This is a genomic window from Streptomyces sp. CC228A (genome assembly GCF_021390935.1).
Taxonomy (GTDB): domain Bacteria; phylum Actinomycetota; class Actinomycetes; order Streptomycetales; family Streptomycetaceae; genus Streptomyces.
In genome coordinates this window covers 304,362-329,560 of sequence record NZ_JAJPUI010000007.1, presented here as the reverse complement: position 1 = coordinate 329,560, position 25,199 = coordinate 304,362, and the positions used below count along the sequence as shown (strand labels likewise).

22 protein-coding genes are annotated in these 25,199 nt (G+C 69.5%); 1 reads left to right on the top strand and 21 read right to left on the bottom strand.

Translation table 11 applies throughout. The features are described 5' to 3' along the window. Positions 1-66: 66 nt before the first annotated feature. The 21 genes from L6E17_RS21375 to L6E17_RS21275 form a co-directional block, all read right to left on the bottom strand. The gene (locus L6E17_RS21375; RefSeq protein ID WP_236242355.1) at positions 67-564 is read right to left on the bottom strand and encodes a hypothetical protein; all 498 of its coding nucleotides are present in this window, start codon (positions 562-564) and stop codon (positions 67-69) included. Between the two features lies 1 nt (position 565). Further along, positions 566-2,743, bottom strand: a complete 2,178-nt coding sequence (locus tag L6E17_RS21370; protein WP_236242354.1) for a site-specific integrase — start codon at positions 2,741-2,743, stop codon at positions 566-568. Next, positions 2,740-4,518: a hypothetical protein gene (locus tag L6E17_RS21365; protein WP_236242353.1), complete on the bottom strand. Its 1,779-nt coding sequence runs from the start codon at positions 4,516-4,518 to the stop codon at positions 2,740-2,742. The genes L6E17_RS21370 and L6E17_RS21365 overlap by 4 nt, the downstream gene beginning before the upstream one ends. After that, positions 4,518-5,903 carry a site-specific integrase gene (locus L6E17_RS21360; protein WP_236242352.1) on the bottom strand — a complete coding sequence of 462 codons (1,386 nt, stop codon included), beginning with the start codon at positions 5,901-5,903 and terminating at the stop codon, positions 4,518-4,520. Before L6E17_RS21360 ends, L6E17_RS21365 begins: the two co-directional genes overlap by 1 nt. Positions 5,904-6,065: 162 nt before the next feature. Further along, entirely contained in the window at positions 6,066-6,866 is an 801-nt protein-coding gene (locus L6E17_RS21355) for an MFS transporter (RefSeq protein ID WP_236242351.1), read from the bottom strand. Continuing rightward, positions 6,863-8,758: an ABC transporter ATP-binding protein gene (locus tag L6E17_RS21350; protein ID WP_236242350.1), complete on the bottom strand. Its 1,896-nt coding sequence runs from the start codon at positions 8,756-8,758 to the stop codon at positions 6,863-6,865. The genes L6E17_RS21355 and L6E17_RS21350 overlap by 4 nt, the downstream gene beginning before the upstream one ends. A 622-nt stretch (positions 8,759-9,380) precedes the next feature. Then, the gene (locus tag L6E17_RS21345) at positions 9,381-10,151 is read right to left on the bottom strand and encodes a 3-deoxy-manno-octulosonate cytidylyltransferase (RefSeq protein ID WP_236242349.1); all 771 of its coding nucleotides are present in this window, start codon (positions 10,149-10,151) and stop codon (positions 9,381-9,383) included. A gap of 22 nt (positions 10,152-10,173) precedes the next feature. Next, on the bottom strand, positions 10,174-10,740 hold the full coding sequence (locus tag L6E17_RS21340) for an NUDIX hydrolase (protein ID WP_236242348.1): 567 nt from the start codon (positions 10,738-10,740) through the stop codon (positions 10,174-10,176). A gap of 4 nt (positions 10,741-10,744) precedes the next feature. Further along, positions 10,745-11,866, bottom strand: coding sequence for an adenosylhomocysteinase (locus L6E17_RS21335; RefSeq protein WP_236242347.1), 1,122 nt, complete (start codon positions 11,864-11,866; stop codon positions 10,745-10,747). 26 nt (positions 11,867-11,892) lie between these two features. After that, positions 11,893-12,894 (bottom strand): NAD-dependent epimerase/dehydratase family protein, encoded by a 1,002-nt coding sequence (locus tag L6E17_RS21330; RefSeq protein WP_236242346.1) that lies wholly within the window; start codon positions 12,892-12,894, stop codon positions 11,893-11,895. A gap of 32 nt (positions 12,895-12,926) precedes the next feature. Continuing rightward, positions 12,927-13,763, bottom strand: a complete 837-nt coding sequence (locus tag L6E17_RS21325; RefSeq protein ID WP_236242345.1) for an aminoglycoside phosphotransferase family protein — start codon at positions 13,761-13,763, stop codon at positions 12,927-12,929. Then, positions 13,760-14,416, bottom strand: coding sequence for a histidine phosphatase family protein (locus tag L6E17_RS21320; RefSeq protein WP_236242344.1), 657 nt, complete (start codon positions 14,414-14,416; stop codon positions 13,760-13,762). The genes L6E17_RS21325 and L6E17_RS21320 overlap by 4 nt, the downstream gene beginning before the upstream one ends. Next, the gene (locus tag L6E17_RS21315) at positions 14,413-15,174 is read right to left on the bottom strand and encodes a phosphotransferase (protein ID WP_236242343.1); all 762 of its coding nucleotides are present in this window, start codon (positions 15,172-15,174) and stop codon (positions 14,413-14,415) included. Before L6E17_RS21315 ends, L6E17_RS21320 begins: the two co-directional genes overlap by 4 nt. Beyond that, on the bottom strand, positions 15,171-16,016 hold the full coding sequence (locus L6E17_RS21310) for a class I SAM-dependent methyltransferase (protein ID WP_236242342.1): 846 nt from the start codon (positions 16,014-16,016) through the stop codon (positions 15,171-15,173). The genes L6E17_RS21315 and L6E17_RS21310 overlap by 4 nt, the downstream gene beginning before the upstream one ends. Positions 16,017-16,047: 31 nt before the next feature. Next, positions 16,048-16,560 carry a topology modulation protein gene (locus tag L6E17_RS21305; protein ID WP_236242341.1) on the bottom strand — a complete coding sequence of 171 codons (513 nt, stop codon included), beginning with the start codon at positions 16,558-16,560 and terminating at the stop codon, positions 16,048-16,050. Positions 16,561-16,656: 96 nt separating this feature from the next. Next, positions 16,657-17,709, bottom strand: a complete 1,053-nt coding sequence (locus L6E17_RS21300) for a hypothetical protein (RefSeq protein WP_236242340.1) — start codon at positions 17,707-17,709, stop codon at positions 16,657-16,659. Next, positions 17,706-19,424, bottom strand: coding sequence for a carbamoyltransferase C-terminal domain-containing protein (locus tag L6E17_RS21295; protein ID WP_236242339.1), 1,719 nt, complete (start codon positions 19,422-19,424; stop codon positions 17,706-17,708). The genes L6E17_RS21300 and L6E17_RS21295 overlap by 4 nt, the downstream gene beginning before the upstream one ends. An 8-nt stretch (positions 19,425-19,432) precedes the next feature. Continuing rightward, the gene (locus tag L6E17_RS21290; RefSeq protein ID WP_236242338.1) at positions 19,433-20,389 is read right to left on the bottom strand and encodes a thymidylate synthase; all 957 of its coding nucleotides are present in this window, start codon (positions 20,387-20,389) and stop codon (positions 19,433-19,435) included. Next, a complete protein-coding gene (locus L6E17_RS21285; protein WP_236242337.1) occupies positions 20,386-22,236 on the bottom strand; it encodes a hypothetical protein in 1,851 nt (616 codons plus the stop codon). The genes L6E17_RS21290 and L6E17_RS21285 overlap by 4 nt, the downstream gene beginning before the upstream one ends. Continuing rightward, entirely contained in the window at positions 22,233-22,913 is a 681-nt protein-coding gene (locus tag L6E17_RS21280) for an HAD family hydrolase (protein WP_236242336.1), read from the bottom strand. The genes L6E17_RS21285 and L6E17_RS21280 overlap by 4 nt, the downstream gene beginning before the upstream one ends. 50 nt (positions 22,914-22,963) lie before the next feature. Then, positions 22,964-23,551, bottom strand: coding sequence for an ATP-binding protein (locus L6E17_RS21275; RefSeq protein ID WP_236242335.1), 588 nt, complete (start codon positions 23,549-23,551; stop codon positions 22,964-22,966). A 243-nt stretch (positions 23,552-23,794) separates the two neighbouring features. Between L6E17_RS21275 and L6E17_RS21270 the strand changes: the two genes are divergently transcribed. Next, a complete protein-coding gene (locus L6E17_RS21270) occupies positions 23,795-25,183 on the top strand; it encodes a Tat pathway signal protein (protein WP_236242334.1) in 1,389 nt (462 codons plus the stop codon). The last annotated feature ends 16 nt before the right edge of the window (positions 25,184-25,199 follow it).

Genomic DNA, 25,199 nt, shown 5'->3' with positions numbered 1-25,199 from the left:
GCAGCCCCGGCACACCGGGCATATGGCCCATCGCAATGACCGGGATCCGTGCATATGGCCCTGAGTTCAGCTACATGACCCGTAGGGGGCAGATCCTCTTTGAGCCCGGGGAAGTGCCCGGAGATTCGACGGTGCGGCCAGGGCCTCCCGAAGCCGTTGGATCTCCATCTGCTGCGCGGCGATTTGGGACAGCGCTCGCTGCTTGAACTCACCGAGTTCGGCGAGTTGCTCCTGCCGCTCGGCGAGCCGGTCCTTCAATCCGGCTACCTGACTCTTGAGGCGTTCGACCTGGGCGGCTCGTGGGTCGGTCATGGCGCCGGCCTCGCGCAGTGCGGCCAGGCGGCGCTCGAACTCCTCGGCCAGGTGCTGGTACGGGCCGGGCCGCGGTGAGCCGTCGCGGTTCTTCTTGGGATAGAAGCCGGTGCGGGCGACCCCGGCCTGGGTCGCGAGGGTCTTGATGTCGCACTTGCCGCCCGGGGGAACGTCACCGGCCAGGAGCTGTTCCATGACCTGCCGAATGGCCCTCTCGTTATTCCGCCGGGTCTCGTCGCTGATGCGGGCCATGTCAGGCCCCCGTTCCGCAGGGGGCGTCGATCTCGGCCAGCACCCGTTCATTTCGGGCGAGTTCCGCACTCAGGCGCGTCTTCTCCATCCGCTGTGCGCGTCCGATGGTGGCGATGAAGACCTTCTTGCTCTCGGCGCTGGCCGCCCATACCGGGCGGTGCCCGGCATGGTGGGTGGCCTGGGGGCACCGCGCGGAATCGCACATGCCGATCAAAGGCTCTGTCGCCCCGCGGGCGTGGGCCCCTGCGAGCTTGAGGCACAGCGCCTTGGACGGATCGAGGAACCAGCAGTAGTTCGCCGGCCCCAGATGCAGGGACTTGGCCCGCTTGGCGAGGAGATTCGTCACTTCCTGGTCGCTGCGCTTGACGTTCGGCGCCCCAGGGACATCCAGCTGTCCGTCGACGAACGCGAAGAAGTCCAGGAGATCGCCGGCACCAGGCCCCGAGGGCCGGATACCATTCTGGTAGTCGTGGAATGCGTCGAGGGCGACGCGCATCTTGTGCTCGCGCTCCTCTTGGCCGAACTCGGCCATCAGCACCGACTGGGCCCCACCGGGGCGGTCCGCGTAGCCCTCGGTCGTGACCACCGAGATGTGCTTGAGATGGATCTTGGCGGCCAGCAGACCACCGGGCCGGTGCGCCATCTCCACCGCGAGGGTTCTGCGAAGCATCCGCAGACTGACCGGCACCTCGGGGATCGGAGCCAGCCCAAGGCGACGGCCGTCTGGGCCATTGACCCAGGTCAGGAACCATTCGTACGGGGTGAAGAAGGAGAGCGACTTGAACAGGTGACCGTCGTTCTTCACCGGATCGGCGAGCGAGGCGGCTACGCCGGCGGTGTCGTACGCCTGCTTGATGGTCACCCACTGATCGTGTTCACCACCCAGCTTCCGGCCCTTGATGACCTTGCCCTTCAGGCGGTAGCGGACGCGGCCCTCGCCGAGCTGTTCGGGAGGCAGACGGCAGTCGTGGGTCAGCTCAGCCAGTTCGCTCTTGCGCATTCCGGTCAGTGCGGCGAGCGCGATGATGCAGGCTGTGCGGGCCCGGGAGAGCTGCAGTCGGGCCTCGGTGGTGTTCATCGGCAAAGTCCAGGGGACACTGCCCCGTCCGTCCGCGCGTTCGACCAGGGCGGCCGTCCGGCCCCAGCGTTTGGACAGGCCGACTTCCCTGACGGCCTTCTCCAGGTGGCCGCGCAGTGTGGGCAGCCACGTGTAGTGGAAGGCATGCCGTCCGGTCTCGTGGGCGAGGGAGATCAGGTTCACCCGCAGCAGCGGATCGTCCGGATCCCAGCCGTCCGCCAGCCGCTCGGCTACGACGTGATCGAGGGCGACATCGAACGGGTCGCCCTCCCGGATGTGGCGGTCGATGGCCCGGACGACCTCGACCTTCCAGCTCGGACGCCCACTGTTGCGGCCCGGCCGGTTCGGCGTCATCTCCCGCAGCTGTTGCTGGAGTTCCACGACGTGCGGCGCCAGCACCTCCACCACGTACAGAGCCGCCGCCACAAGCGGCTGGAACACGTCGTTGCTCAGCGGCGGCGTTGTGTTGCCCGTCCTGCGGACCATCCCGGCAACCGAGTACGCCGTGCGTCGCCCCCATGGACGGAAGCCCGGCGCGTAGCCGCCGGTGGAGAACAATTCGCTGTAGTAGCCCAATTCCTGGATGACCGCCACGACGTCCATGCGGTAGCCGGGACTGCTGTCGCGGATCACGACGCCGTGCTTGTCCCGTACCTTCTTGCGAAGTTCCAGGTAGGCGGCGCAGTGCTGCTGGGTTACCTCCCCGAGACGGTCGACGCCCTGTTCGGTGAGCCAGTTGAGCCAGCCGGTGAGCACGGTCAGCCGCCCGTGCACCGTGGCTATCTGCACGGGTGTGCGGTAGGCGTGGGCAAGTTCCCGCACAGCGCGGTGGTCCGGTGCGAGCCGGGCGAAGATGAACTCCTTTGCGAGTTCCCTCCACTGGGGATTGAGAATCTCGGTGAAGGACAAGATCCGTGCATACCGCGCAAGGTACCGCGGCAGCCCGATGACACCGGTAAAGTCCCAGACCGCGTCATCGAAGCAAGGCCGCGGACCCGCGCCGCAGACCGGCAGACCTGCCGCAGCGCACACGTCTTCACCCCGAAAGACAGAACGCGCAAAGGCAGCCGCGAGGCCCGTGGGCCGGGGCAGGGTGGTCATACGGTGTGCTCCTCAGGTCGCAGTGGAAGCTCCACATCGGAGCCGGTGACCTCGACAGCAGCTGCCCGCAGCGCGTGCTCGGAGAAGTACCGGCCGGGAGTCAGGATCTCGTCGAGACGGTGGGCGTACGGGCCGAAGACGGGAATGAACTCGGCGGTGGTCATCTGCTGCCACTGGCGGGAGAAGAACGCCCGTAGCCGCAGCAGGTTCGGCAGATGGCGGGGAGCGAACAAGGCCAGCGGGCACAGCAGGCACACCCACGGGCGTGCCGGACAGGGCTTGCCCTTCGGCCCGTGGAGTCCCGACAGCTGATCCCCACACGCCGCGGTGAACACGTCGCGTTCCCCGGACAGCAGCTGCGCCAAGGCGTTGTCGTCCAGGCCGAGCCGCTTCATGTGCTCGGGATAGTTCTCCACCAGGTCGGCCATATCGGCGGTGGCCAGCACCAAAGGCGGCAGCGCCCGGCGCACCAGGTCCTCCTGTGCCTGGGCGATGATGTCCTCCGCCGCCTCGCGCTGAGCCGGCGTCGTGTTCGTCAGGTAGTGGTCCCCCTCGATTCCGGGGGACCGATTCGGATCGAGCGTGGTGCGGCGGCTGCCGCGCCAGTGTGAGCGGTCTTTCAGCGCGTCGTGGGTCGTGCGGATGCGGTGCCGGTGAAGGGCCAGGGGGAGACCGTCGTCACCAGTCATCTGCGTGGGGTGCCCGTCCTCGTCGACGGCTTGGCGGCGCTCAACCCAGCGGACTACGGACAGGCGCGTGGCCGGCTTGGCCAGCCATCGCTCTCCCGCCCACGTGCCGCTCGGCGTGAAACGCACCCAGAGCTCGGGGCGCAACCCCTCGGGCGCGAATCGGCGGGCCACCGCGGAGTGATCGAGCCACTGTTCCAGCAGGCGGGTGGCCTGACGTGACAGAGCAAGGCTCTCCGCCGCCGTGCGGCCCTTGACGTAGCTGAGGAGGATCTTCTCGTCACCCGCCCACTCGATGTCGGTAAGTCCCAGGTCCGTGATCCCGTCCGGCACGATGCCGGTGTACGCGCCGAACAGCAGCTGATAGGCGATGATCACATCCAGGGTCGGGATCAGCGGATCCAGCACCGCGCGAAGTCCGGCGCCGTATCTCTGCCGGAAGGGGAACGAGCCGCTCTCTGCCATCTCCTTGACAAGCGCGTTGGGCCCGTTGTGAACCACCAGCCAGTGATGGGCAGTGCGCTCACGGAGCGAAGCCCCTGGCCCCTCAGCCGACGAAGCCTGCTCACGGGCCGCGCAGAACGCGCGATAGGCGCCATCGACCTCGGCCCGGCAGGTACGGATGAGCCGAGCCCATTCGGCTTCGCTGTACGGCTGGTGTGAGCCGTACCGCTCGCCCGTGTTGAACAGCCGGCCATCGACGAACGCGCGCACATCCGGCGCCAGAATCTGATCCTGGTCATCCGCGCAGCGCAACATCGCCCGTAGCGCGCTCTCCTGGGAGGACCGCACCCCCTGCCGCCAGTACCGGGCGAGGAGCGCGCGCGTCAGGTCAGAGGCCCCGCCGGAGAACCCGAACTCGACCAGCCAGTCGGTGAAGCCGCGGACGGCCGTGAGGTACAGGTCGAAGCCGCCCGCACTGTCGACCTGCCCGTGCGGATGTACAAGATCCGTAGCACCCTCCAGCAGGGTGCGCGCCAGCTCCGGGAGCTCCACTGGCCGCAGCACGCGCAGGCGACGGCGATACTCCGACCCGTCGCTGAAGATGCAGTGCACACCCAGCGGGTCCAGGGTGACGGTGGCCGGCATCAGAGCACCGCCGATTCGTCGTCGAACTCGGTCCCGAGCTCCAGCTCGACGTCCTCGTCCAGCAGCCCGTACTCCTTGCCGACCCGCCGGTACAGGGAAGTGAACAGGCGCAGTACGTCCAGGCGGTGCAGGTACGATTCCGTGGTCAGCGAGCTGGTATGTCCGAGCAGATCACGCAGAATCAGCAGCGGCTCCTGCGTCCGCAGGTAGTGCGCCAGGGCGGCATCGTCATCGGTGTCGCGGACCTGCCGAGCGGCCTGCTCGTACCAGCCGCGCATCAGGCGCGCCATGGTCGCCATGGCCATGGTGTGACGCAACCGGTGCGGGTTGACATGCGGGAAGCGCGGCTCGTATCGCTCGCGGATGCGGTCGGAGGTCCTGGCGAAGACCGTGGACCATCCGGTGAAGGGGCGCCCCTGACCCCAAACCGACAGCAGCATCGAGCCTCCCTCCGGGGCGACCAGACGCCGCCGCTCGTCAGGGCCGAGTGAGTTCCACCGCACACGGACCCCGTTCACGCGTCCGCCGCGCTCGTCGGCGTCCGTCACGAACAGCGGCTCTCCCCAGCGGGCCGGCGGACGCCACGACGATCCGAACGTCGCCGCTGCCCGGTCGAGGGCGATGTAGGAGCGCAGTTCAGCCAGCGAGTCGTAATCGATCCACGACTCGCGGTACTTGCTTCCCTTGGTGATACCGGACGGGACCGGGAACGACACAGGCACCGCAGTCCGTCGCGAGGGGAGCAGTGGCACTTCGCAGGCCAGCAGGTACGTGTACTCCTGGCTTCGCAGACCGCTGGAGACGATCAACCGGCCGACCGCTGAGTTCCGGGCCAGCTCCCGCCCCCGGTACCTCGGATCCCGCTCCCCGTCAGGATCCAACCCCGCCAACGCCTTGAGGAAGATGTCCGTGAAGTCGTCGTCGAGATACTTGATCGTCACATGAGGCTTCGCCTGGCGCCGCCGTGACTGGTTGACCCGCCCGCGACGGACTTGCCCCTTGAAAGCCCAGACCGCCTGCCGGTACGTGAACGGCTCCGAGTCCGTGTACTCCTCATCCTTCGCCCACTTGTAGAACCCGGCCAGAATCCCCATGCTCTGGTTCCACGTGGACGCTTCGAAGCGGTGCTTGATGGGGCCCCGGGCTCGATACACGGAGTACGCGCTCAACGCTGCCTTCAGGCGACGCCGCGTGTCGAAAAGGACGACCCCACGCCCGGATATGAACTCCAGCCACTCACGCACCGTACGCACGTAGTAGGGCCACGAGTTCGGCGATGGGCATCCATTCGCTGGCAGCTCGCAGGCCCAGCAGTTGATCACGGTGGTGGGGCGGACGCCGTTGCTGTCTTCGAAGAGGAGGTCGTCGTCGAACAGCAACGGCATCCCCTCCGGGATCGCCGGCCTGAACGAGAGCCCCCAGGACTCCCAGCCCGCTGATGAGTACGTCGATTGGTGCATGGCCGATGAGTATCAATGCAACCCGGCGGACTGCAACAGGCAAACAAGCAGGTCAGGTGGGGTGGCAGACAGTAAGCAACACAGTCGTTAAGCGGGAACAAGAAGGTACAGCGCCCACAGGGTGTTGAGCGCGGCCAGTCCCAGGGAGGTGGTGGCGTTGACCCAGGTGAGCACGCTCAGCCGGTGGTCGTCGCGCACGTACCGCAGGCCCTCGGCAATCTCCGTCCGCAGTCGGCGCCGCACGGTCCGCGTCGGGGTGGTCTCGCGGGCCTGGATGTGGGCGGTGCACCAGGCGCTGAGGAGGTAGGAGCCGACGTCTCCGAGCAGGGCGCGGGCCGGGCCGAGCAGCGCGGTCAGTGCGGCGCCGAGGTTGCTGCCGCCGGTCGCGGCGATCGCGAACAGGCTCCCGATGCGGCTGTTGCTCCGCTGGATCAGGGACCGGTCGACCAGGGTCGGCAGCAGGCTGATCGCCGCCGCGTCGTGGACCACGCCCGCGGCACCCTGAACCGCGGCGACGACCATGAGCTGCGTCAGGGTCAGTGCGTCCAGGGCCGCGGCCACCGGTACCGTCGCCAGCGCTGTAGCGCTCACCAGGTCACCGATGATCATCTGCCGTCGCTTGGAGTGCCGGTCGGCGAGCGCACCGGCGTGCAGAGCGAGCAGTGCGGGCGGCAGTTGCCCCCAGAACGCCAGCCAGGCCACCTGGCCGGGCGTCGCGTCGAGCTCGAGTACGGCGAGCACCGGGATCGCCATCGAGCTGATCGAGCTGCCGGCCACGCTGGCGGTCTGGCCGGTGAGGTACCGCCGGAAGTCGCGGTGCCGCCACAACGACGTGGACGAGGGGCCACCGGGCCCGGTGAGCGGGGAAGTGGTGGTGGAGGGGTTCACCGGCCCGCCTCCTCGGCCGTGGCGGCGCCGGCCTGGTAGCCGCTGGCCTGCAAGGTGAACATGGCGGCGTAGTCACCACCCCTGCGCATCAACTGGTCGTGGGACCCGGACTCGACGATGCGGCCGCTGTCGAAGACGAGGATGCGGTCGCAGTCGACGACGCTGGCGAGCCGGTGGGAGATCAGCACGGTGATCTGGTCGGTACGCAGCCGGCCGCGCAGCACGGCCTCGTACACGGCGTGTTCGGACGGCGGGTCCATGCTCGCCGTCGGCTCGTCCAGGAGCAGCAGCGGCGCCGCCTTGTACAGGCCCCGGGCGACGGCGATCTTCGCCCACTGTCCGCCCGAGAGTTGTTGCCCGCCCTTGAACCGTTTGGACAGCAGCGTCGTCCACTGGGCGGGGAGTGTGGCGATGACGCCGTCGGCTCCCGCGGCCCGCGCGGCTGCCAGGGCGCGCCCGGGCTCGGCCTCGGTGAGGGTGCCGGTTCCGGCGGTGATGTTCGACAGGGCGCTGAAGGGGAACCGCACCGGGTCCTGCAGGACACAGGCGACCTGCCGGTGCAGCGACTTGGAGTCCATCTGCCGTACGTCGACGCCGTCCCAGCTCACGCTGCCCTGCTGCGGCTCGTACAGACCGGCCAGCACCTTGGCGCAGGTCGACTTCCCCGATCCGTTGAGGCCGACGAACGCCACCGTCTCCCCGGCGCGGAGGGTGAAGGAGACGCCGTCGAGCGCCGGGGTGTCCTTGCCGGGGTAGGTGAAGTGGACGTCCTGGACGGTGATCTCGCGCACCTTCTCCGGCGCCCGTGCCCCGGCCGCCCGGGGAAGGAGGCGGCGGCTGCTCTCCTGGACGGCGAGGAGGTCGTCGACCCACAGGGCGTGCTCGTAGACGAGGTGGGCGATCTCGATGAGCTGGGTGAGGGAGGACCGTCCGGACTGGATGGCCAGGACCGCGCCAGCCCCTGCGGCGAGGGGGAGCCATCCGGCGATCAGCATGGCGGCCAGCGCGGCGTAGGTGATGCCGGTGCCGACTCCGCCCACCGCGCGGCCGGCGAGGTTGATCAGGGCCGCGTTCGCGCCCAGGCGGGTGTCCTCTTCGGCGATCTTGCTGGTCAGGCGGCGGTGCTCGTCCAGCAGGGCGTCCTGGGCGGTGTCGGAGCGCAGCTCCGCGGCCGCGTCCACGTCGAGCAGCAGCCAGGAGAAGACCCGGACGCGGCGTTGCAGCGCGTTCCAGCGCTTGAAGGAGTGGAAGCGGGCCCGCGCGCTGTGCACGGCGGCAGCCCCCACCGGCAGGACGGACAGCAACAGCAGCGGGAGCAGGGCCGGGTGGAGGATGCTCAGGACGCCGGCGGTGCCGATGAGGCCGAGGGCCGCGGAGGCCAGGGAGACGACCTGTCCGACGATCATCCGGGCGTAGAAGAGGCCCCGGTCGTTGGCGCGGTGCACCTCGTCGTGCCAGTCGGCGTCCTCGACGGCCTCGAGCCGTACGTGCGCGGTGAGGCTCAGGAACTCGCACTCCAGCGCGGTGCGGATCTTCGGGGTGACGCGTGCCTGGGCCAGCGAGACGGCGGCCTCCAGCAGAGCGCGGGCGGCGAGGAAGCCCGCGACGAGGAGGATCTGCGGGATGGCCGCGCGTACGCGATCGGGCGTGGGGCCCTGGGCGAACAGGTGCTGGAGGACTCCGACCGAGGCGATCAGCCCGAAGGCGGCCATCGCGGCCGAGGCCAGCTGGCAGACGACCGCCGTGACGGTGGAGGCGCGGTCCGCCTGCCAGGCGAGCCGCCCGATCAGGGCGGTGATCCTGGGCAGACGCACCAGGACCTGGCGCACCGTGGCGCTGGCGGCGGCGCCGTCGTGGACGGACCAGTACGCCTCTTCCATCGCGTCGGTCATGTCGCCGTCCTCCGGGCCGGCGGGCACAGCCGTCGGCGGCGGAGGCAGCGGGGCGGACCGCGGCCCGGGAACGCTGCTGGTTGCTGCATCGGCGGGCTCGCTCATGCCGCCCACCTCGTATCCGGGCTGTCGAAACGCCAGGACATCCCGATGATGCGGTGCGGCACCTTCGGCACCTGGGCGCAGCGCTTGCGGAGGGAGGCCGGAGCGAGGGAGTTAGCGGAGTACTGCCGCGTGCACTGGATCCTCGCTGGCAGCGGAGGAGAAGCTTTGCCGTCCTGGTTGAACTCGCGTGTGCCTGCTGTGCTCAACTGCGGTCCTCCATCCCTGGTCTGTTGGGCCCTGGTCTGTTGGGCCTTGTACGACGACATCGAGGTCAACGAGGTGGACCCCGATATCGAACACGCGTGTTTGAGCCGTTGCCTGAACCCCGAGATGGGGCGCTCGACGTCGCATGTAGGGCCCACGGATCCTTGTTCGGCCCGGAGGCCCACCGATCGACCGGTGGCCGACACGCCGATGTTGGGTACGCGTGTGACGCTTGGGTTTTCGGGGCCCCGCGCCCAGGGCTGCCGTGACGGACCGGCAACGTCTGCGGGCTCAAGGAGCGGCGACTGGCCAGTCATCGGACCGGCTGGGAGTGTAGGAGCGTGCTGGCCCTCGCGAGGTCCTCCGGTGTGTCGACCGCGAGACCGTCGTCTATGACGCGGAGCATCCGTACACCGTGGCCGTGTTCGACGAAGCGCAGCATCTCCACGCCTTCGGTGCGCTCCAGCGGCCCCTGCGGGAGGTGCCGGAACAGGCTGAGGGCCGTTCCGGTGAAGCCATAGAGTCCGAGCTGCCGCAGGTACTTCGGGCGGTCCCCGCGCGGGTAGGGGATAGGCTGCCGTGAGAACAACAGGGCATTACTCTCGGCGTCGACGACGACCTTGACGACGTTGTGGTCCAGGACGGCACCGACGTCGTCCAGCTCCGTATACGCGTTCACCGCGAGCGTTCCCGGCACCAGGTGTTCCAGGGCTTCTGAAACGGCATCGATCGCGACGGGCGAGATGAACGGCTCGTCGCCTTGGACGTTGATGTACGCACCGGCGGGCAGGCGCTCCGCGCACTCTGCGACGCGATCGGTGCCGGTGAGGTGTTCTCCGGTGCGCACGCACTCGATGCCCAGTTCCTGGCACGCCGCCTCGATGCGTTCGTCGTCGGTGGCGACTACCACGCCATCGAGGCGCTTCGCCTCCAGGCAGCGCTGGTGGACGTGCCACAGCAGCGGCTTGTCCCCGAGCTGTGCCAGGGGCTTCCCCGGAAAGCGGGAGGCTCCCCAGCGACAGGGGATGACGGCTATGTGGCGTCGGGGCGCGGTGCTCGGCGGTGCGGCGGTGGTGGCGGCCACGGCGTACTCCCATTGGTGGGTGTCAGGAACGGGTGGGGCGAGGGAGGAGGGCCAGCTTGGCGCGGACGGTCGGCGATGCGGCATCCTCGAAGGAGCGCCACTCGTAACCGCCGACCTCTTCGGCCTGGAGTGTCACGGTGTGTTGGGTCCGGAGGGCGAAGGCCCAGCGGAAGTCCATGTGCTGGTGGGCCGGCTCGCCCTTCGCGGCGTTCGCGGCGATGTCGTGCACGTCGATGTCCAGCGGCACGGTCTCGAAGCCCGGGAGGGGGACGACGGCGTCACGAGGGATACCGGTCTCCTCGAATAGTTCACGTAGAGCGGCACCGGGCAGGTCCTGGTCGCCCGGCTCGTTGTGGCCGCCGGGCGCGAGGGCCTTGCCCGTCACGTTGTGGTGGATGTGCAGCACCCGGTCGCCGGCGTCGATGACGATGGCGCTGCACGTGACGTGCGTGGGGAACGTCTTGCGGCTGGTCGGATCGTCCTCGCCGTCGAGAGCGGCCAAGAGCGCGGTCAGGACGTCTCGCTCGTCCGGGTAGCGGTCGAGGTACGCCTCTGCGGTGGCGCGGATGTGGTCGAGGGACGGGGGCATGGGATCACCTGTTGAAGGAGTCGAGCCAGGTCCTGGCGATGGCCTGGCGATCGGGTGCGGGCATGTCGTGCAGGCCGGGCTGGAAGCGGCCGTGGCTGAGGGCCGCGGTGGCGGCGAGTATCTCGGCTTGGACGAGATGGATGTAGGTGCCGACGGCGGCCCCATGCACGAAGTTGACGGCGCCGCCGTCGGCGAGGACGTAGAAGTAGTGGCCGGTGATCTCGTAGCGCGTCAGGTGTTCGCCGACCGAAGTGCGCTGGTAGAGCCCGTGGAGGCTGCCGAGTTCGAGTTCGTCCTCCGAGGACGTCACCGAGGCGAGGTAGGCCCCGTTGCGCAGGGCGGCGAAGTCGCCGTGGCGGAGTGCGAGGTTTCCGGTGGCGCACAGGACGAGTTCCGCGTCCTGGAGTGCTTCGGCCGTCGATGTGCTCGTACGGAAGCCCTGGGAGTGCGCCTGCACCCTCTTGACCGGATCGGTGTCGTGCACGGTGACACGCAGGTCCTGAGCTCGCAGGGTCTGAGCGATGGCCCGGCCGACTTTGCCGAACCCGATGACGCAGGCGTTTCTGCTGGTCAGGATGTCACCGCGGGCGCGTACGAGGGCGTCGGTCGAGAAGACGATGGACCGGCCCACGAGGTGGTCCTCGCAGTCCTTCAGCGGGGATCGGGCCACCGAGACGACGGGACAGGGCAGATGGTCGAGTGCCGCGTACCTCTTGTGTCCGTTCTCGGTGTCCTCGACGACGCCGAGGACGCGGCCGGAGAACTTCTCCACCAGGGTGCCGAGACAGGGCGCGAAGTAGCCACCGATATCCACCAGGACGACGTTCCGGCCGCCGACCGTGTCCTCCAGGTACTCCAAGGCCCTGGTCGAGTCGGCGAACAGCTCTCGGCTGAGGTCATGGACGGTGAAGGCACGTCGGACCTGCTCCAGCGTCGGCTCGTCGACGGACCTGGGCTTGGGCAGGACGGCGGCGACCGTGGACGTCGCGGCCATCGCGCGGAGGAACGCCGGCCGCTCGGGCAGCAGGTGCGTGATGACCAGTGTGGTGACGGAATCGCTGGCGGGGAACCGTGTCGTGATTTGCTGGAAGAAGGCGTCCAGCCGCGCCTTCTCAGGACTCTCCACTGCAACTCCTCGTCGTGCCACGTTGGTTATGCCGCGCGGCCGTACGCGGCGGGCTCGGTGGCCAGCGCCTGCATCTGGGCCCGCATGCCGTTGGGGAGGTCGACTTGGGGCTGCCAGCCCAGGACCTCGTGGGCGCGACCGGGGTTGGCGCGGGTCGTGAGGACGTCGCCGCTGCGCGGGTTCTCCTGGTGAACCTGGATCTCGCGCCCGGTGAGGCTGTTCGCTATGTTGATCACTTCGAGCAGGGAAGCGCTCGAACCGCCTCCCACGTTGATCACCCCGTTGGCCGTCGGGATGGTGGCTGCGGCGATGGTCGCGGCGACCGCGTCGTCGATGTACGTGAAGTCCCGGCGCTGGTGGCCGTCCCCGTAAAGGCGCAGCGGCTGACCGGTGAGGGCGGCCTTGAGGGCGCGGTGCGTGAACATGTCGGGGCGCTGCCGGGGGCCGTAGACCGTGAAGTACCGCAGGGCGACGACGCTGGTGGGGCAATGGGCCTGGGTCGCGTGCGCGAGGCAGAGCTGCTCCTCGGCGAGTTTCGTGACCGCGTACGGGGAGGCCGGCTGGGGCCGGTCGGTCTCGACGCTCGCACCGCCCTGGGTGGGGCCGTAGACGCTGGAGGACGATGCCACCACGAGGCGGGGAACGCCCATCCGGGTGGCGGCTTCCATGACGCGGTGGGTGGCGAGGACGTTGGAGGCGACGTACTCGCCGAACTTGGGTCCCCAGGAGGGGCGTACCCCGGGGATGCCCGCCAGGTGGAAGACGGCGTTCGCGTCGACGAGCATCGGCTCGATCGCGCAGCTGAGGAGGTCCCCAGTGACGTGCATGTAGCCCGGGAGCCCCTGCAGGACGGCGAGGTTAGCTGCGCCCGCGGGGTCTGTGGCCGGGTCGCGTCGGTCGACGCCGATGACGACGGTGCCGGCTTGGACGAGGGCGTGCGCCAAGTGGGAGCCGATGAAGCCGGCGGCGCCGGTCACCACCGCTCGACGGGGTACGGCGGAGGTCAGGTGGGACGAGAGCTGTGACACGGAGGTCTCCAGGAATCCGGGAAGGGGGTGGTTCAGGGGAGCCGGGCCAGAACGGTGCGGCCGTGGGTGCTGAGGGCGAGGTCGTCCTGCTCGTGTCCGCGGACGAGGGCGGTGACGGCCTCGATAGCGCCGAAGGACTCCAGCAGCCGCTGTTCGGTGTCGTTCGGTGGCCTTCCGTATCCGGCGAAGAAGGCCGTGCGGAGGTTGGGGGCGGCCTGCCACCGGCGGAACTCGAGCCGGGCGAAGTCCCGGATGCGGGCGTCGCGGCGCATGTGCTCGAAGTCGCACAGCCCGAAAACGTCGCCGAGGATCCAGTTCCGCGGCTGGTAGTCGAGGTGACACACAGCGCTGTCCATGAGCGTGTTCGCCAGGACGTCCGCGTGGTGGCTCAGACGGTCGCGTTCGACCGTGGAGATGAGGCCGGCCCGGTTTGCGCGGGCGGTCCAGTTACGCAGCCGCTGAGCGAGTTCCGTGCCTACAGCGCCGGTACGCGCTACCGAGGTGGCGTGGTGCAGCTTGCCCAGCACGCGCCCGGCCTCGTAGTGAGCCTGCTCCTCCTCGGGCGACCCTGGTGCGACCGAGTCCACCCGTACCCCGGGAACAGCGGTGAGCAGCAGGGTGCACGTCCTGTCCTGTCGGCCCACCACACGGGGGACGCGGCCGATCAGGTTGGCCCCCCAGGTGAGATAGGCGTGCAGCTCCCGGAGGTACCGGTCGCGTTCGCTGTGGTGTTTGGCGAAGAACTCGTTGCCCTCGGCATCGACCACGCGCAGGACGCGGGGCGGGAGCGTCGGATCGTGCACGATCCGCACCGATCCGAGCGCGCCTCGGGCCAGGTTCAGGCGCGGGTCGTCGGACAGCGTGATCACGAGGCGGCCTCCTGCGCTAAGGCGGCCAGGTGCTCGGTGTCGTTGTGCCGGTCGAGCATCCACCGTCTTTGGCCGAGGCGGTTGAGGTGGTGCTGCCAGCGGCTGATGGAGCCGTGGGAGATCGTGAATCCGGCCGAGGCACCGAGTGGGATGCCCAGGAGCATGGTGTGGGCGACGATCACGGTCTCACCGTGCGCGGCGAAGAGGACGCGTTCGCCTTCGTGTTGGTCGATGAGTTCCCGCAGGAGGCGACCGGCCCGCTCCAGGTAGCCGTTCCAGGTGTCGGATTCAGCAGCCCAGGGCCTGTCTGGGTGGGCGTGCGGTCCACCATCGGCGGCGGTCTTCACTTCGGTCCAGGGCTGGCCGTCGGCGGCGCCGTGGCTGGGACCGTCGAGGCGGTCGTCCACGGACAGGGGGATCCTGAGGGCCTGGCTGATGATCTCGCCGGTCTGGCGCAGGCGGATGCGCGGTCCGGCGTACAGCACGTCGAACGGCTCGTCGCGGTGCTCGGCGGCGAGTCGCAGTGCCACCTGCTCGACTTGCGCGTATCCGCGGTTGGTCAGCCCGGTGCAGGTGCGCGGGCCTCCGACCAAGCCGTCGACGTTGCACTGGGCCTCGCCGTGGCGGACGAAGACGAGTTCAGTGGTGATCATGCGCAACCTCCCGGGTAGGGGTGGGGTGCCCCGCTGTGGCGGTAGCCGTTGCGCCCGGCGTACGGGGCGGTCAGGACGGCATGCAGGGCGAGGAAGTCGTCGAGCCGCTCGCGATCCGTGGCGCCGAGCCGGGCGTCGTGGCGTCCGGCGGCCTCGTTGTACGCCTGCAGGCTCGCGTTGACGGACTCGGTCGGCAGAGGCCCGTACGTCAGGATCAACGTGGCGATCAGTTTCGCCAGGTCGTACGCCATCGGGGCGAGCGTGAGATCGTCGGTGTCGACGGTGTAGACGTCGCCGGCCTCGGTGATGATGAAGTTCCGGGGGTTGCTGTCCTTATAGAACGCGGTCTGCCCCTCGGCGGTCTTCTCCAGCAGCGCCAGCATCGCCTGGAGAGCGACCCAATCCGGCAGATAGCCCTGTTCCAGCCTTCTTCGCAGGGCGGTCTGCCGGGGACCGAGGTAGTCGCTGAACACGGTGCCGTCCTGGAAGCGGTGCGGCGTGTTCAGCGCGGCCGGCCGCAGATCGCTGGTCCAGGCGGCGCCGTGGGCGTCGCCCAGCAGCCCGGCCAGGGTGAGCAGGTCCTCGGGCCTGGCCGATCGGCCGTCGATCCACTCGTACGTCAGGCTCGTCGGCCCGACTACCGTCAGCACCGGCAGACGCAGCGGCCGTGCGTGCTCGGCGAGCCAGGCGTGGTGACGGGCGGCCGAGGCCACCTTGCCGGGGGTCTCGTAGCGCTTGGTGAACCGGCGGACGGTCACGGCCTGCCTCCCCGTGACCGGGCCACGACGAAGGTGACGAGGGACTGGGCGGTGAGTGGCCGGTCCGGCACGAACTCGTGCAGGGTCGCCGCGAGCGCGCCCGGATTACCGTACAGACCGGGCGCGAGGTCGTACTTGGGGTTGGTAGCCAGGTACTCGGCCACATGGTCGTGGCCGTCGAAGGTGAAGCTGTGCTCCTCGTCCTCCACGGCGAGTACATCGAGCGACACGGCGGCCAGCCCGGCGAGGTTCCCGCTGTGCGCCGAGACGTACAGGCTCTCGTGCTCCTCGGCCCGAGGATCGAGGCCGGCGGCAGCGACCAGCTGGTCCATCTCCCGGTAGCTGTCGAGCCCCTTCGTGACGAGCACGGCCAGCCCTCCGGGCGCGAGCGCCCGGTCGATCTCCGCGACCACGGTCTGCGGGCGCGGCGAGTGGTACAGGCAGAACGCGGCGACGACGACGTCGCACGAGCCGGCGGCCACTGGGAGATGGTGGAAGTCGCCTTGAAGGAAGCTCGCCGGGAGGCCGGGCATCCGCCGGGCCCTTTGGAGCGCATGCTCGATCAGGGCCGGCGCGGCGTCGAGGCCGACGACGAGCCGGGGCCGTAGCTCCTGGGCGAAGGTCAGGCTGCTCGTGCCGCGCCCGCAGCCAAGGTCCAGGACCAGGCCGAGACGGTCCGGCCGCTCGTGGTGGGCGCGCACCAGTCCGACGATCGTGTCCGGTACGGGGCGCCCGGTGGTCTTCGCCCGCATCAGGGCGTTGGACCGGCCAGCGAGCCGAGAGGCGTGCCCGTACAGCTCCTCCTGACGCGCGGGGTCCAGGAAGGGGTTGGCGCCGCTCATGCCGCGCCCTCCCCTCGTGGGCGCGGAGCGCTCAACTGTGCTCGGCGGCGACCTTCCGCAGCCAGCGGCGCGTCTGCCGCCGGTTGGACAGCAACACCACGTCGACACGGCCCGAGGCGAACTCCTCGATCTTGGCCATCACGCGCGGGCGCATCTTGCGGCGGTACGTCGCCACGTACTTGATCACGCCCCAGTGGATGCGGTTGTGCACCCCGTTGCCCTTGTGCCCGGCGCCGTGCCGGATCTGCCGGGAGAAGATCCCGTACAGCGCCGCCACGGTCGAGACGTCCATCAGGACCACCATGTCGCAGGCTTCGAGCCGGATCTGCAGCGTCGAGTTGTAGTTCCCGTCGATCACCCACGCCGGCCGCGCGACCAGCGCCCGCTGAAGCGCGGCGAACTTCTCCATGGGCAGCTCGTTCCACTCGTCGTCGTAGAACGCGGCGTCCAGGTGCGTCACCGAGGCGTCGAGAATCCTGCCCAGCTCGCGAGCCACGTACGATTTGCCGCTGCCTCCGCAGCCGACGATGGCGACCTTCTTCATGATGCTCCAGCGTAGAGGCGCTCGGCCGCCCAGTCAGACCGGCCGTTTGGACACGTTCGGATGATCCAGACACCATGGCCCGGGTGGTCATCTGCATCACGCCGCTCCCCGCTCTGCCGCGACGGGATTGACAGCCGTGTCCAGGGCGGCTTCCAGCGCCACGACCTGCCGGCTCAGGCGGAACAAGTCCAGCCGATCCAGGCAGGCTGCGATCAGGTCCGCGTGCTGCTGGGTGCCGGCGATCCGCTGGAGATACGAGAGCCGCTCGAAGACTTCCTGGCCTGAGCGCACGATCAGCTCTGCGGGCACGAACTGGTCGACGTGGCGGATGTCCGCCGGGGCGAGCGGGAGGCAGCCGGCGAGCACGGCCTCGAAGATCCGCTGCGTCATCTGCCCGACGGCGGCGTACCTCTCGGGGAGCATGAGGATGGTCGCCAGGGACCGGCCGTACACGGCGTGCACCGCCGGGAAGGGGAGCCTGCCGAGGAACCGCACGTGCGGCCAGCGGCTGGTCTTGGTCCACTTGCCCCCGACCAGGTGGTCGAAGCGGGCGGCGGCCGGCGCGAAGAAGCGGTCGAAGTGGTCGTCGCGGTCGTACTGGTTGCCGACGTAGCCGAGGGCGAGGTCTCGGGGCTTCTTGGCGAGCGCGAGCGGGTCCGCCTCGGCGAGTAGACGGTCATCGACGGGGAAGAGCAGCCGGTGGGCGCCGGGCGTCGGCTCGAGGGCGGCCTCGCAGACGGCGGTCCGGTGAGCACCCCGCCACATGCTGTCGGGGCGGAGCTGGCGGTCCTTGTCCCAGACCACGGTCGGCGTTTTCCGCCGCACGGTGTACCGGGTGACGAGTTCGGCTTGTCGGTGCAGGTCGCAGGTGTGCCCCTCGGTGCCGCACGGGGTGGTATTGCGCCCGTTGATCGCCCAGCGCCACTCCAGGAACAGCACGTCGATGTCCGGGGTGCCGCCGTGGAAGGTGTAGGCGTTGCCCAGGTCGTCGCCAGCCTCGATCAGGTCGCGGTTGGCCTGCAGGAAGATGACCTCGTGGCCGCCGCCGAGGAGGGCGTCGACCAGAGGGCGGCGGTGGCTGCGGCCCCCGTCGGGGGTGTCGGTGATCCCGTTGCCGAGGAATCCCCAGAAGCTGTATCCGATCCTCACTTGGTGATCCACCGACCTTCCAGCAGCAGGGCATCCAGTCCGGAGTTGACCAGGCAGTCCAGAGCCATCTCTGGTGTCCCGCAGATCGGCTTACCCTTGACGTTGAGCGAGGTGTTGATCAGGACCGGCACCCCGGTGCGGCGGCCGAAGGCGCTGAGCACGTCGTGCATGAACGGGTTCTGCGAGCGGGTGACGGTCTGAAGGCGCGAGGTGCCGTTGGCGTGCACGATGGCCGGCACCCGCTCGCGCGCCTTGTCGGTCACGCCGGATGCCATCGACATGTACGGCGCCTGCTGGCCGAGGGTGAAGAACTCCTCGGCGCGTTCGGCCAGGACCATGGGGGCGAAGGGGCGGAAGGGCTCCCGGAACTTCACGGTGGCGTTCAGCCGCTCGACGACGCCGGGCTCCAGTGGGGAAGCGAGGATCGAGCGGTTCCCCAGGGCGCGGGGGCCGGCCTCGACCCGGCCTTGGAAGAGGCCGACGATCATGCCGTGAGCGAGCTGGTCGGCGAGGAACTCGGCCGTCTCGACGCCCAGCGTCTTCAGCTGGAGGTTGGGCCACGGCGTGAGGTCGAGGGCCTGGTACTGGTACGAGGGGCCGAGGTAGCAGGCCCGCGCGACACCGGACAAGGGCCGCCGATTGCGGCTGGCGGTGTGCACGGCGATGGCGGCCCCGATCGCGGTGCCGGCGTCGCCGGGGGCGGGCGGGACGAAGACCTCGTCGAAGGTGCCGTCCTCGATGATCCGGCCGATGCTCACGCAGTTCGTGGCGACTCCGCCGCCGACGCACAGACGGCGCGATCCTGTGATCATCCGTGCCCGGCGGGCCAGTTGCAGCATCACCTGCTCGGTGCGCTCCTGGAGCGCGGCGGCCAGATCCCGGTGGACGTCTTGGAGCGGCTCGCTCGGATGGCGCTCGGGGCACGTCTCCGCGATGAAGCGGCGAGAGGTGCGCGGGTAGCCCGAGGTCAGCACGCGCGGCGGGAAGTAGGCGGGTTCGACCACGAAGCCTGTGGGCGTGGTGCGCACGGCCCGGGTGAAGAGGTCCCGGAACCGCTCCGGGTCGCCGAGGGCGGCGAGTGCCATCACGGTGCCTTCCTCGTCACCGCGTCGCCACCCGAGGTGCTCGGTGACCGCGCCGTACACGTAACCCAGGGAGGCGGGGTCGTTGATCGCCTCCAGGGTGCGGGTGGCGGGGTGGAGCGCGTCGTGTCCTCGGGCGATGGTCGTGGTCTGCCGCTCGCCGAGGCTGTCGACGACGAGAACGGCGGACTCGTTCCACCCGGAGGCGGCGAAGGCCGCCATTTGGTGGGCGCGGTGGTGCAGGACGGGCGAGACGCGGGCGGCGGGGAATAGCCGGCCGAGCGTGCGGGTGCGCAGATGGGTGCGCAGCGCCACCTTGGCGAAGCCCCGCGCCCGTGGAAGGGCCCGGTTGCGTGTCGTGGCCGACAGCGCCAGGCGCAGGGCGGCCGGGGACTCGGCCAGGTAGCGGGCCGACTGGAAGTTGTAGGCGACGGCGTCGACCGCGGCGACGGTGAGCCCGGCCTCTCCCAGGAGCCAGTCGATGGCGCGGTGGGGGTAGTCCTTGGTGTGCTTCTGCTGGGAGAGCCGCTCCTCCTCGACGAAGCCGATCAGCTCCCCGTCCACCAGTAAAGCGGCGGAGGAGTCGTGCGTGTACGAGCACAGGCCGAGGATCACCGAGGGCGCACGGTCCATGGCGGCCATCACCGGGTCTGCGCCGTCTCACGCGCGGTCGAGGTGGGAACACGGCGGTTCAGCTCGCCGTACCAGGAGGTCAGCGCCTGGCCCAGCGGCCCGTCGATCTTGTCGGCCGCCCGCCACGCCTGTTCACGCAGGCCGTCCTTCCACAGGCGGTAGCTCCGCAGCGTCTCGGCCATCGTGTCCCAGCCCGGGTGGCCGGTCACGTCACGCGCCTCGACCTGGTCCAGGAGGCCGTCGAAGCCCCGCCACGGTGTGGTGAGGTCCGGCATGACGGCGCTCGCGGTGACGCAGGTCAGCTCCTCGGCCTGATCGAGGTGGTTCTCGTAGATGTGCAGCGATCCCACGTGGTGGTGGAACTCGCCCAGCTCGACGCCGAGCCACCCGGCGACCAGCTCGTGCAGCACGGTGTAGAAGAACAGGTCGTACGGCATGCCGATCCACACGTCCTGACCGCGCATGGTGGTCGACATGTGCAGTCGGCCGGCGCGCAGGTAGAAGCGGAAGCCCAGCGTGCATGGCACGTCCTTGTGCCCGGCGGCGTCCTGGGCCGGGTCGTAGAGCTGGATCAGGGCCCGACGCGAGTCCGGGTCCTCCTTGAGGATCTCGACGACGCGGTGCAGCTGATCCACGTTGCCCGCCCACTTCCGCATTCGCGGCCCGTACGCACCACGCAGGACACCGTCGTCCGCGTACTGCCGGAGACGCGCGTTGTAATCGAAGATCCACGGGGCGTCCGAGCCGGATAGGTGCCAGACGGTCTCCGCCACCGCGAATGCCGGGTTGATGACACGCGCCGGCGGCGCGTACAGCAGACGGGCCCGCGGCTGGGTCAGCCGCATGTGGACGTCGAGGACCTCGCGGGTCGCCATGTCCCGCGGGCTGACCTTCTCGCCGCTCTTGGCCAGGGCGACCGCGCCGACGAAGAGCTCAGCGACGCTGTCGGCGGTCAGATGTGTCATCGGGCAGAAGCTCCTTCACCCTGCGGCCGTCCAGAGTCGGCGCCGCGGGCATCGTGATGGACATGTTGGGAGTGCAGGACATCGCCGTCGGCGCGCCGGGCGATTAGGCGTGCGACCTGGGCGGCGCTGTCGCCGCGCCACCGGCACACCGCGTCCGTCGCCGCCCGGTCGGCGGGCGGGCTCGGATCGCGCAGTGCGACGACGGCGTCGGCCACCTCGTCGGCGGTACTGCACCGCCGTGCGAGGCCGTGGTCGGAGAGGCCGAGCGTGCGCTCGTCGGGCGAGCCGAGTTCGAGCACCGGGACCCCGAGCAGCGCGGCTTCGATGCCGCACGTCGAATAGGCGCTTGCCAGGGCGTCGGCGCCGGCGAGGCAGCCGCGAGCGCCGACCCGGGGATCGGCCACAGCCACGAGCGGCCGGCCGTCCCGTTGGAGCACGGGGGCGAAGACGTCGACGCTCTGTGCCGGGTGCGGCGCGATGACGAGTCCCCAGTCGCCGGCCTTCCACAGACCGTCCAGGAGGAGGTCGGCATGGGCCTTGAGCCGGTCGGGTCCGAAGGGCTGGCAGGCCCACACCGCGATTCGGGCAGGGCCTCGCCGTGGGCTGGGTGACAGCAGATCCTCCAGGTAGCGCCGCTGGGCTTCGCGGCTGAGGCCGGCGAGCGCGTCGAAGCGGGGCTGGCCCAGGACGTGGATCTCAGCGCCAGGGTGGCGCACCCACGCCTTCGCGAGAGGGAGATCCCGTTCACCCATGACGACGATGTCGCGGCTGTGTAGCGCAGGCCATGCGACCGACTCCGCCGTCCAGGCTCCGTGCTGGACATGCACCGCATTCGCGCCATGGCGCTCTGCCACGTGTACAGCCAGTGCACCCAGCGGGCTGGTGTCGTTGCTGACCAGAACGGTGTGCGGCCGGGCTGCGGTGAGGACGCCGTCCAGCCACGTCTCCGCCCGGGCCACCGATCGCCACGAGGGCTGCGTGCATCCGCCGCTCGTCTCCAGTACTACGGACACGAGACGGACCAGCCGGTCCAGTCGAACCTCGTGCTCATCGACCCGAACGACGCGGCCGTCGTCCCGCCGCCTCAGACCGTCCACGGCGCCGGAGAGGTCGAAGAGACCGGTCGGCGGCGAGCACAGGTTCACCCCCGCGACTTCTGAAGCCGGGCACCGCTCCGCTGGGTCGGTCGCCAAATCCACTACGAGGCTCGGGCGTCCGTTCCTGGCCAGCTCCTCCAGCACCGGCAGCAGAGTGGCCGCGTGACGGGAGGACCACGACAGCGCCACCACTTCACTCAGCGGCAGCTCCGAGGGAGCCGGACCCGGCACCGCTGCGGCCGCCAGGAGAGGAGGGAGGTTGCGTAACTGAGCGGAGCGGAGGGGATTGTGAGGGCCCGCGGCACCGAGCAGATAGGCGATGCCCGACCAGGTGACGGTGTAGGCCCGGTACTCCCGCGAGCTGCTCGACCGCAGCCCGACGAGTCCTTCGTACGGCGCGAGCCTCAGCGGACCTGGAGCCTTGGCGAACGGCCCCCAGGTGCTGAGCGCCGCCAGCTTGCGTACGACCTGCGCCACCAGGCGCCGCGCCGGCACGTGCTGGACGTACAACCACCCCGCGCCACCCGGCGTCCTCGCGAGGTCAGCGCCGTACGCTTCGAGGGCCTCCATCACCTGGTCAACACGTGCTTCCGCTCCCGCCGGGTCGAACGGAAGGGCCTCCAATTCGGACGTGGCTATCCGGTCGGATTTCATGGTCGCGAGCGCGCCCTCGCCGACCAGCGCCCAGAGGGGCTTGCCATCGGCCTCGACCCGGGCGATGCCGAGGGCGCTGCGCCTGGGCGGCGTCATACCAGGCTCCCTTCGAGGAACGGGCCGGTGTCCACGAGCCGCAGCAGGTCCTTCGGCGATTCGGCGACGAAGGGGGCCGGGGAGCTCGGGGTGCCGTAGCCCCAGCCCGCGTGCACGTACGAGATGCCGGCGCGGCGGGCCGCCTCCTGGTCGACCGCCATGTCCCCGACGTACAGTGCGTCGGCCGGGTCGGCGCCGAGGTCGATCAGGGCGAGCATGATCGGGTCCGGTGCGGGTTTGCCCCGCCCCACCCCGTTGGGAGTGCGCACCGTGGCGAACGGGACGCCGAGCTGGGCCAGCAGAGGAGTGGCTCGCTTCAACGGCTTGGACGTGACGATCCCCATCCGCCAATCGGCAGCGGCGAACGCGTGCAGGACCTCCGCGACGCCGTCGAACTGTCGGGCGAGGTGAGAAGCGTCCGTCGATGCCTTCGAGTAGGTCTGGTGGATCGGCTCGGCGTCAGCGAGCCCGAGCTGCTCCATGATGTCGGCGAAGGGCCGACCCAGGTGGCGCTCGTACTCCTCGAACGGCACGTCCAGGCAGTGGTCTTCACGGACCTGGCGCCACGCGCTTTCCATGACTGGGCGGGTGTCGACGAGCACGCCATCCAGGTCGAGCAGCAGCACACGTACGGCTTCGGTGCCGAAGCCCAGCCTCGTTCCGCCGGAGGGCGGCATGGGTGGGGGCGTAAACCGGGATGGCATCACGGGTCTCCAAGGGGAGTTGGTCAGGAGGTGATGGGCGACTCGGGGCGCCTCACGAGGGCGATCACCCTCTTGCCGCGTCCGTCTTCCGTGGGGCAGGCAGTCCAGGCGTCAGCCGTCGCCGACACGAGGTGCAGGCCCCGCCCGCTTGTGGCGTAGAGCGAGGCAATCTGAGGCACCGGGGGCTCCGGGGAGTTGTCTTCGACCTCGATCCCCACAACGCCGGCCTGGAGGGCGAGCGTCAGCGTGATCTCATCGACGGGTTCGCCGTCCGTTCTGGGGAGAAGGACTCGGTCGGCGTCGGGAGTTCGGCCATGACGCTCGGCGTTGGTGGTGAGCTCGCTGACGATCAGCTCGGCCTGGTCCAGAACGTCTTCCACCCCCCACGCCGTCAGCGCCTGGCGGGTGAAGGACCGTGCCCTGCCCGGAGCCCTGTCATCTGCGGCGAGCGTCAGGCTCTTCTGGTGTTCAGGGGCGCTGATTACGCTGCCCAGGCTTTCGATTCGGTCCATGTTCGCCTTCTCACAACGGTGCTTGAGCCCGTGGAGGACTCGATCGGCGGATCTGTCGGAGCGGTCGAAGCGGCGGAGGTTGTGCACGAGCTCGGCCATCGGCGGGGGTTGGTCGAAGTGCCGAACTCCGGACGTCGAGGCGGGTGCTCGCCCGTCGCCCGAAGAGGTCCGGGCATCGGCTCCAGTCGTGTGGCTGGTCTTCACCGGTTTCCTCCCGGACAGGAGCAGTTGGTGGTTTCGTTGACCACGAGCGAACCGCGGATCACATCGCGGCGGTATCTCCGGGCGGCTGCCGGGGCCGTCAAACCCGTCAAAGATCGTTTTGGTGAACCGAGGTAGACGATGGCGCGCGAGCGGAATGTGAAGCTGGCCGACGCAATCGCGGAAACAGGCTGGTCGCAGCCAAAGGTGGCGGCTGCCTTCGTGAGGGTCGCGGCCGAGGTAGGAGCGCAAGAACTGCTGGGCACCAGCCGGTCGCACATCGCCATGTGGGTGGGGGGAACACAGCCCTCGGGCAGAGCGCCCCTTATCTTGTGCGAGACGTTGACCCGGCGGCTCCAACGCCCCATCACTCCGGCTGAAATCGGGCTCTCCGTGCCAGACACGGGTGCAGTCACGGCATCGGAGTGGAACGTCGATACGCTGACTGCGCTGGTAGACCTTGGGAGAAGCGACGTGGACCTCGAACGCCGCCGACTGCTGGCCGGCGCCGCCTACTCGGTGGGCGGCTTGGCCCTGCCCGGACAGCAGTGGTGGGACGAGGCACCCCAGCGGGCGAAGTCCCGCCCCCCGGCGACGAGCCGGAGAATCGGGGTCGCAGAAGTCAGTGCCGTCCGTGAGATGACGGAGTTCTTCTCTCGGAGAGACCAGCGCCACGGCGGCATGGATGGCCGTACGGCGCTCTACCAGTACCTCGTCGACGACGTCGCCAGGTATATCGGCGGGGTGTTCGCCAGCGACGACACTCGTCGTGCCCTTCTTGCCGCTGCGGCCGAGGCGGTGTACGTCGCCGGTTGGATGAGCTTCGACGCCTCACACCACGAGTCCGCGCGGCGCTACTTCACGTTGGCCCTGAAGCTCGCGGCGGAAGCGGACGACGCTCCGTTGGCCGGCCATATCCTGCGGGCGATGGCCCATCAGGCAACGGACCTCGGCCACCCACGGTTTGCCGTCGATCTCGCCACGGCCTCCGTGGCGCGCAAGCGGTACACCCTGGCGACCCCCCGCGAGAGGGCGCTGCTCGGAGTGGTCCAGGCACGCAGCCTGGCCGCCGACGGGCAAAAGCGCGCCGCGATCGCAGCGCTTCTCCGGGCCGAGGACGACCTCACTGCGGCGGACGTCGGCGACGAGGATCCGAGTCGGGTGTGGTTCTTCCAGCGGGCTTCCCTTGCCCACGAGACCGCCCGCACCCTGTGGACGCTCGGCGATCTCGACGGAGCGCTTAGAGAGTTCAACAACAGCGTGCTGACGAGGAAGGCCGACACCTTCAGCCGGACCCACGCGGTGACGTTGGGCTACATGGGCACTGTGCAGGCACGTCAGGGGAACGTGGAGGCCGCGTGCCACACGTGGGCACAGGCCCTGGACGCGATGGAAGGCGTGCAGTCGGGCAGAGCACGCGAGGCAGCCGTGAACATGCGCCGAGTGCTGTCCCCCTTCCGCAATCGGGGAATCAGCGTGGCGGCGGAGATCGACGAGCGCGCCAAGGCCGTACTCGAACGAGTAGCCTGACGGCGCCATGGTGGTG

What these genes read in the sequence shown, in the direction of transcription:
- L6E17_RS21360 (WP_236242352.1), bottom strand. Translation starts at nt 5,903, where the DNA reads ATGCCGTTGCTGTTCGACGACGACCTCCTCTTCGAAGACAGCAACGGC.
- L6E17_RS21310 (WP_236242342.1), bottom strand. Translation starts at nt 16,016, where the DNA reads ATGAGCGGCGCCAACCCCTTCCTGGACCCCGCGCGTCAGGAGGAGCTG.
- L6E17_RS21295 (WP_236242339.1), bottom strand. Translation starts at nt 19,424, where the DNA reads ATGGACCGTGCGCCCTCGGTGATCCTCGGCCTGTGCTCGTACACGCAC.
- L6E17_RS21370 (WP_236242354.1), bottom strand. Translation starts at nt 2,743, where the DNA reads ATGACCACCCTGCCCCGGCCCACGGGCCTCGCGGCTGCCTTTGCGCGT.
- L6E17_RS21290 (WP_236242338.1), bottom strand. Translation starts at nt 20,389, where the DNA reads ATGACACATCTGACCGCCGACAGCGTCGCTGAGCTCTTCGTCGGCGCG.
- L6E17_RS21350 (WP_236242350.1), bottom strand. Translation starts at nt 8,758, where the DNA reads ATGACCGACGCGATGGAAGAGGCGTACTGGTCCGTCCACGACGGCGCC.
- L6E17_RS21275 (WP_236242335.1), bottom strand. Translation starts at nt 23,551, where the DNA reads ATGGCCGAGCTCGTGCACAACCTCCGCCGCTTCGACCGCTCCGACAGA.
- L6E17_RS21280 (WP_236242336.1), bottom strand. Translation starts at nt 22,913, where the DNA reads ATGCCGCCCTCCGGCGGAACGAGGCTGGGCTTCGGCACCGAAGCCGTA.
- L6E17_RS21305 (WP_236242341.1), bottom strand. Translation starts at nt 16,560, where the DNA reads ATGAAGAAGGTCGCCATCGTCGGCTGCGGAGGCAGCGGCAAATCGTAC.
- L6E17_RS21375 (WP_236242355.1), bottom strand. Translation starts at nt 564, where the DNA reads ATGGCCCGCATCAGCGACGAGACCCGGCGGAATAACGAGAGGGCCATT.
- L6E17_RS21285 (WP_236242337.1), bottom strand. Translation starts at nt 22,236, where the DNA reads ATGACGCCGCCCAGGCGCAGCGCCCTCGGCATCGCCCGGGTCGAGGCC.
- L6E17_RS21320 (WP_236242344.1), bottom strand. Translation starts at nt 14,416, where the DNA reads ATGATCACCACTGAACTCGTCTTCGTCCGCCACGGCGAGGCCCAGTGC.
- L6E17_RS21365 (WP_236242353.1), bottom strand. Translation starts at nt 4,518, where the DNA reads ATGCCGGCCACCGTCACCCTGGACCCGCTGGGTGTGCACTGCATCTTC.
- L6E17_RS21340 (WP_236242348.1), bottom strand. Translation starts at nt 10,740, where the DNA reads ATGCCCCCGTCCCTCGACCACATCCGCGCCACCGCAGAGGCGTACCTC.
- L6E17_RS21270 (WP_236242334.1), top strand. Translation starts at nt 23,795, where the DNA reads ATGGCGCGCGAGCGGAATGTGAAGCTGGCCGACGCAATCGCGGAAACA.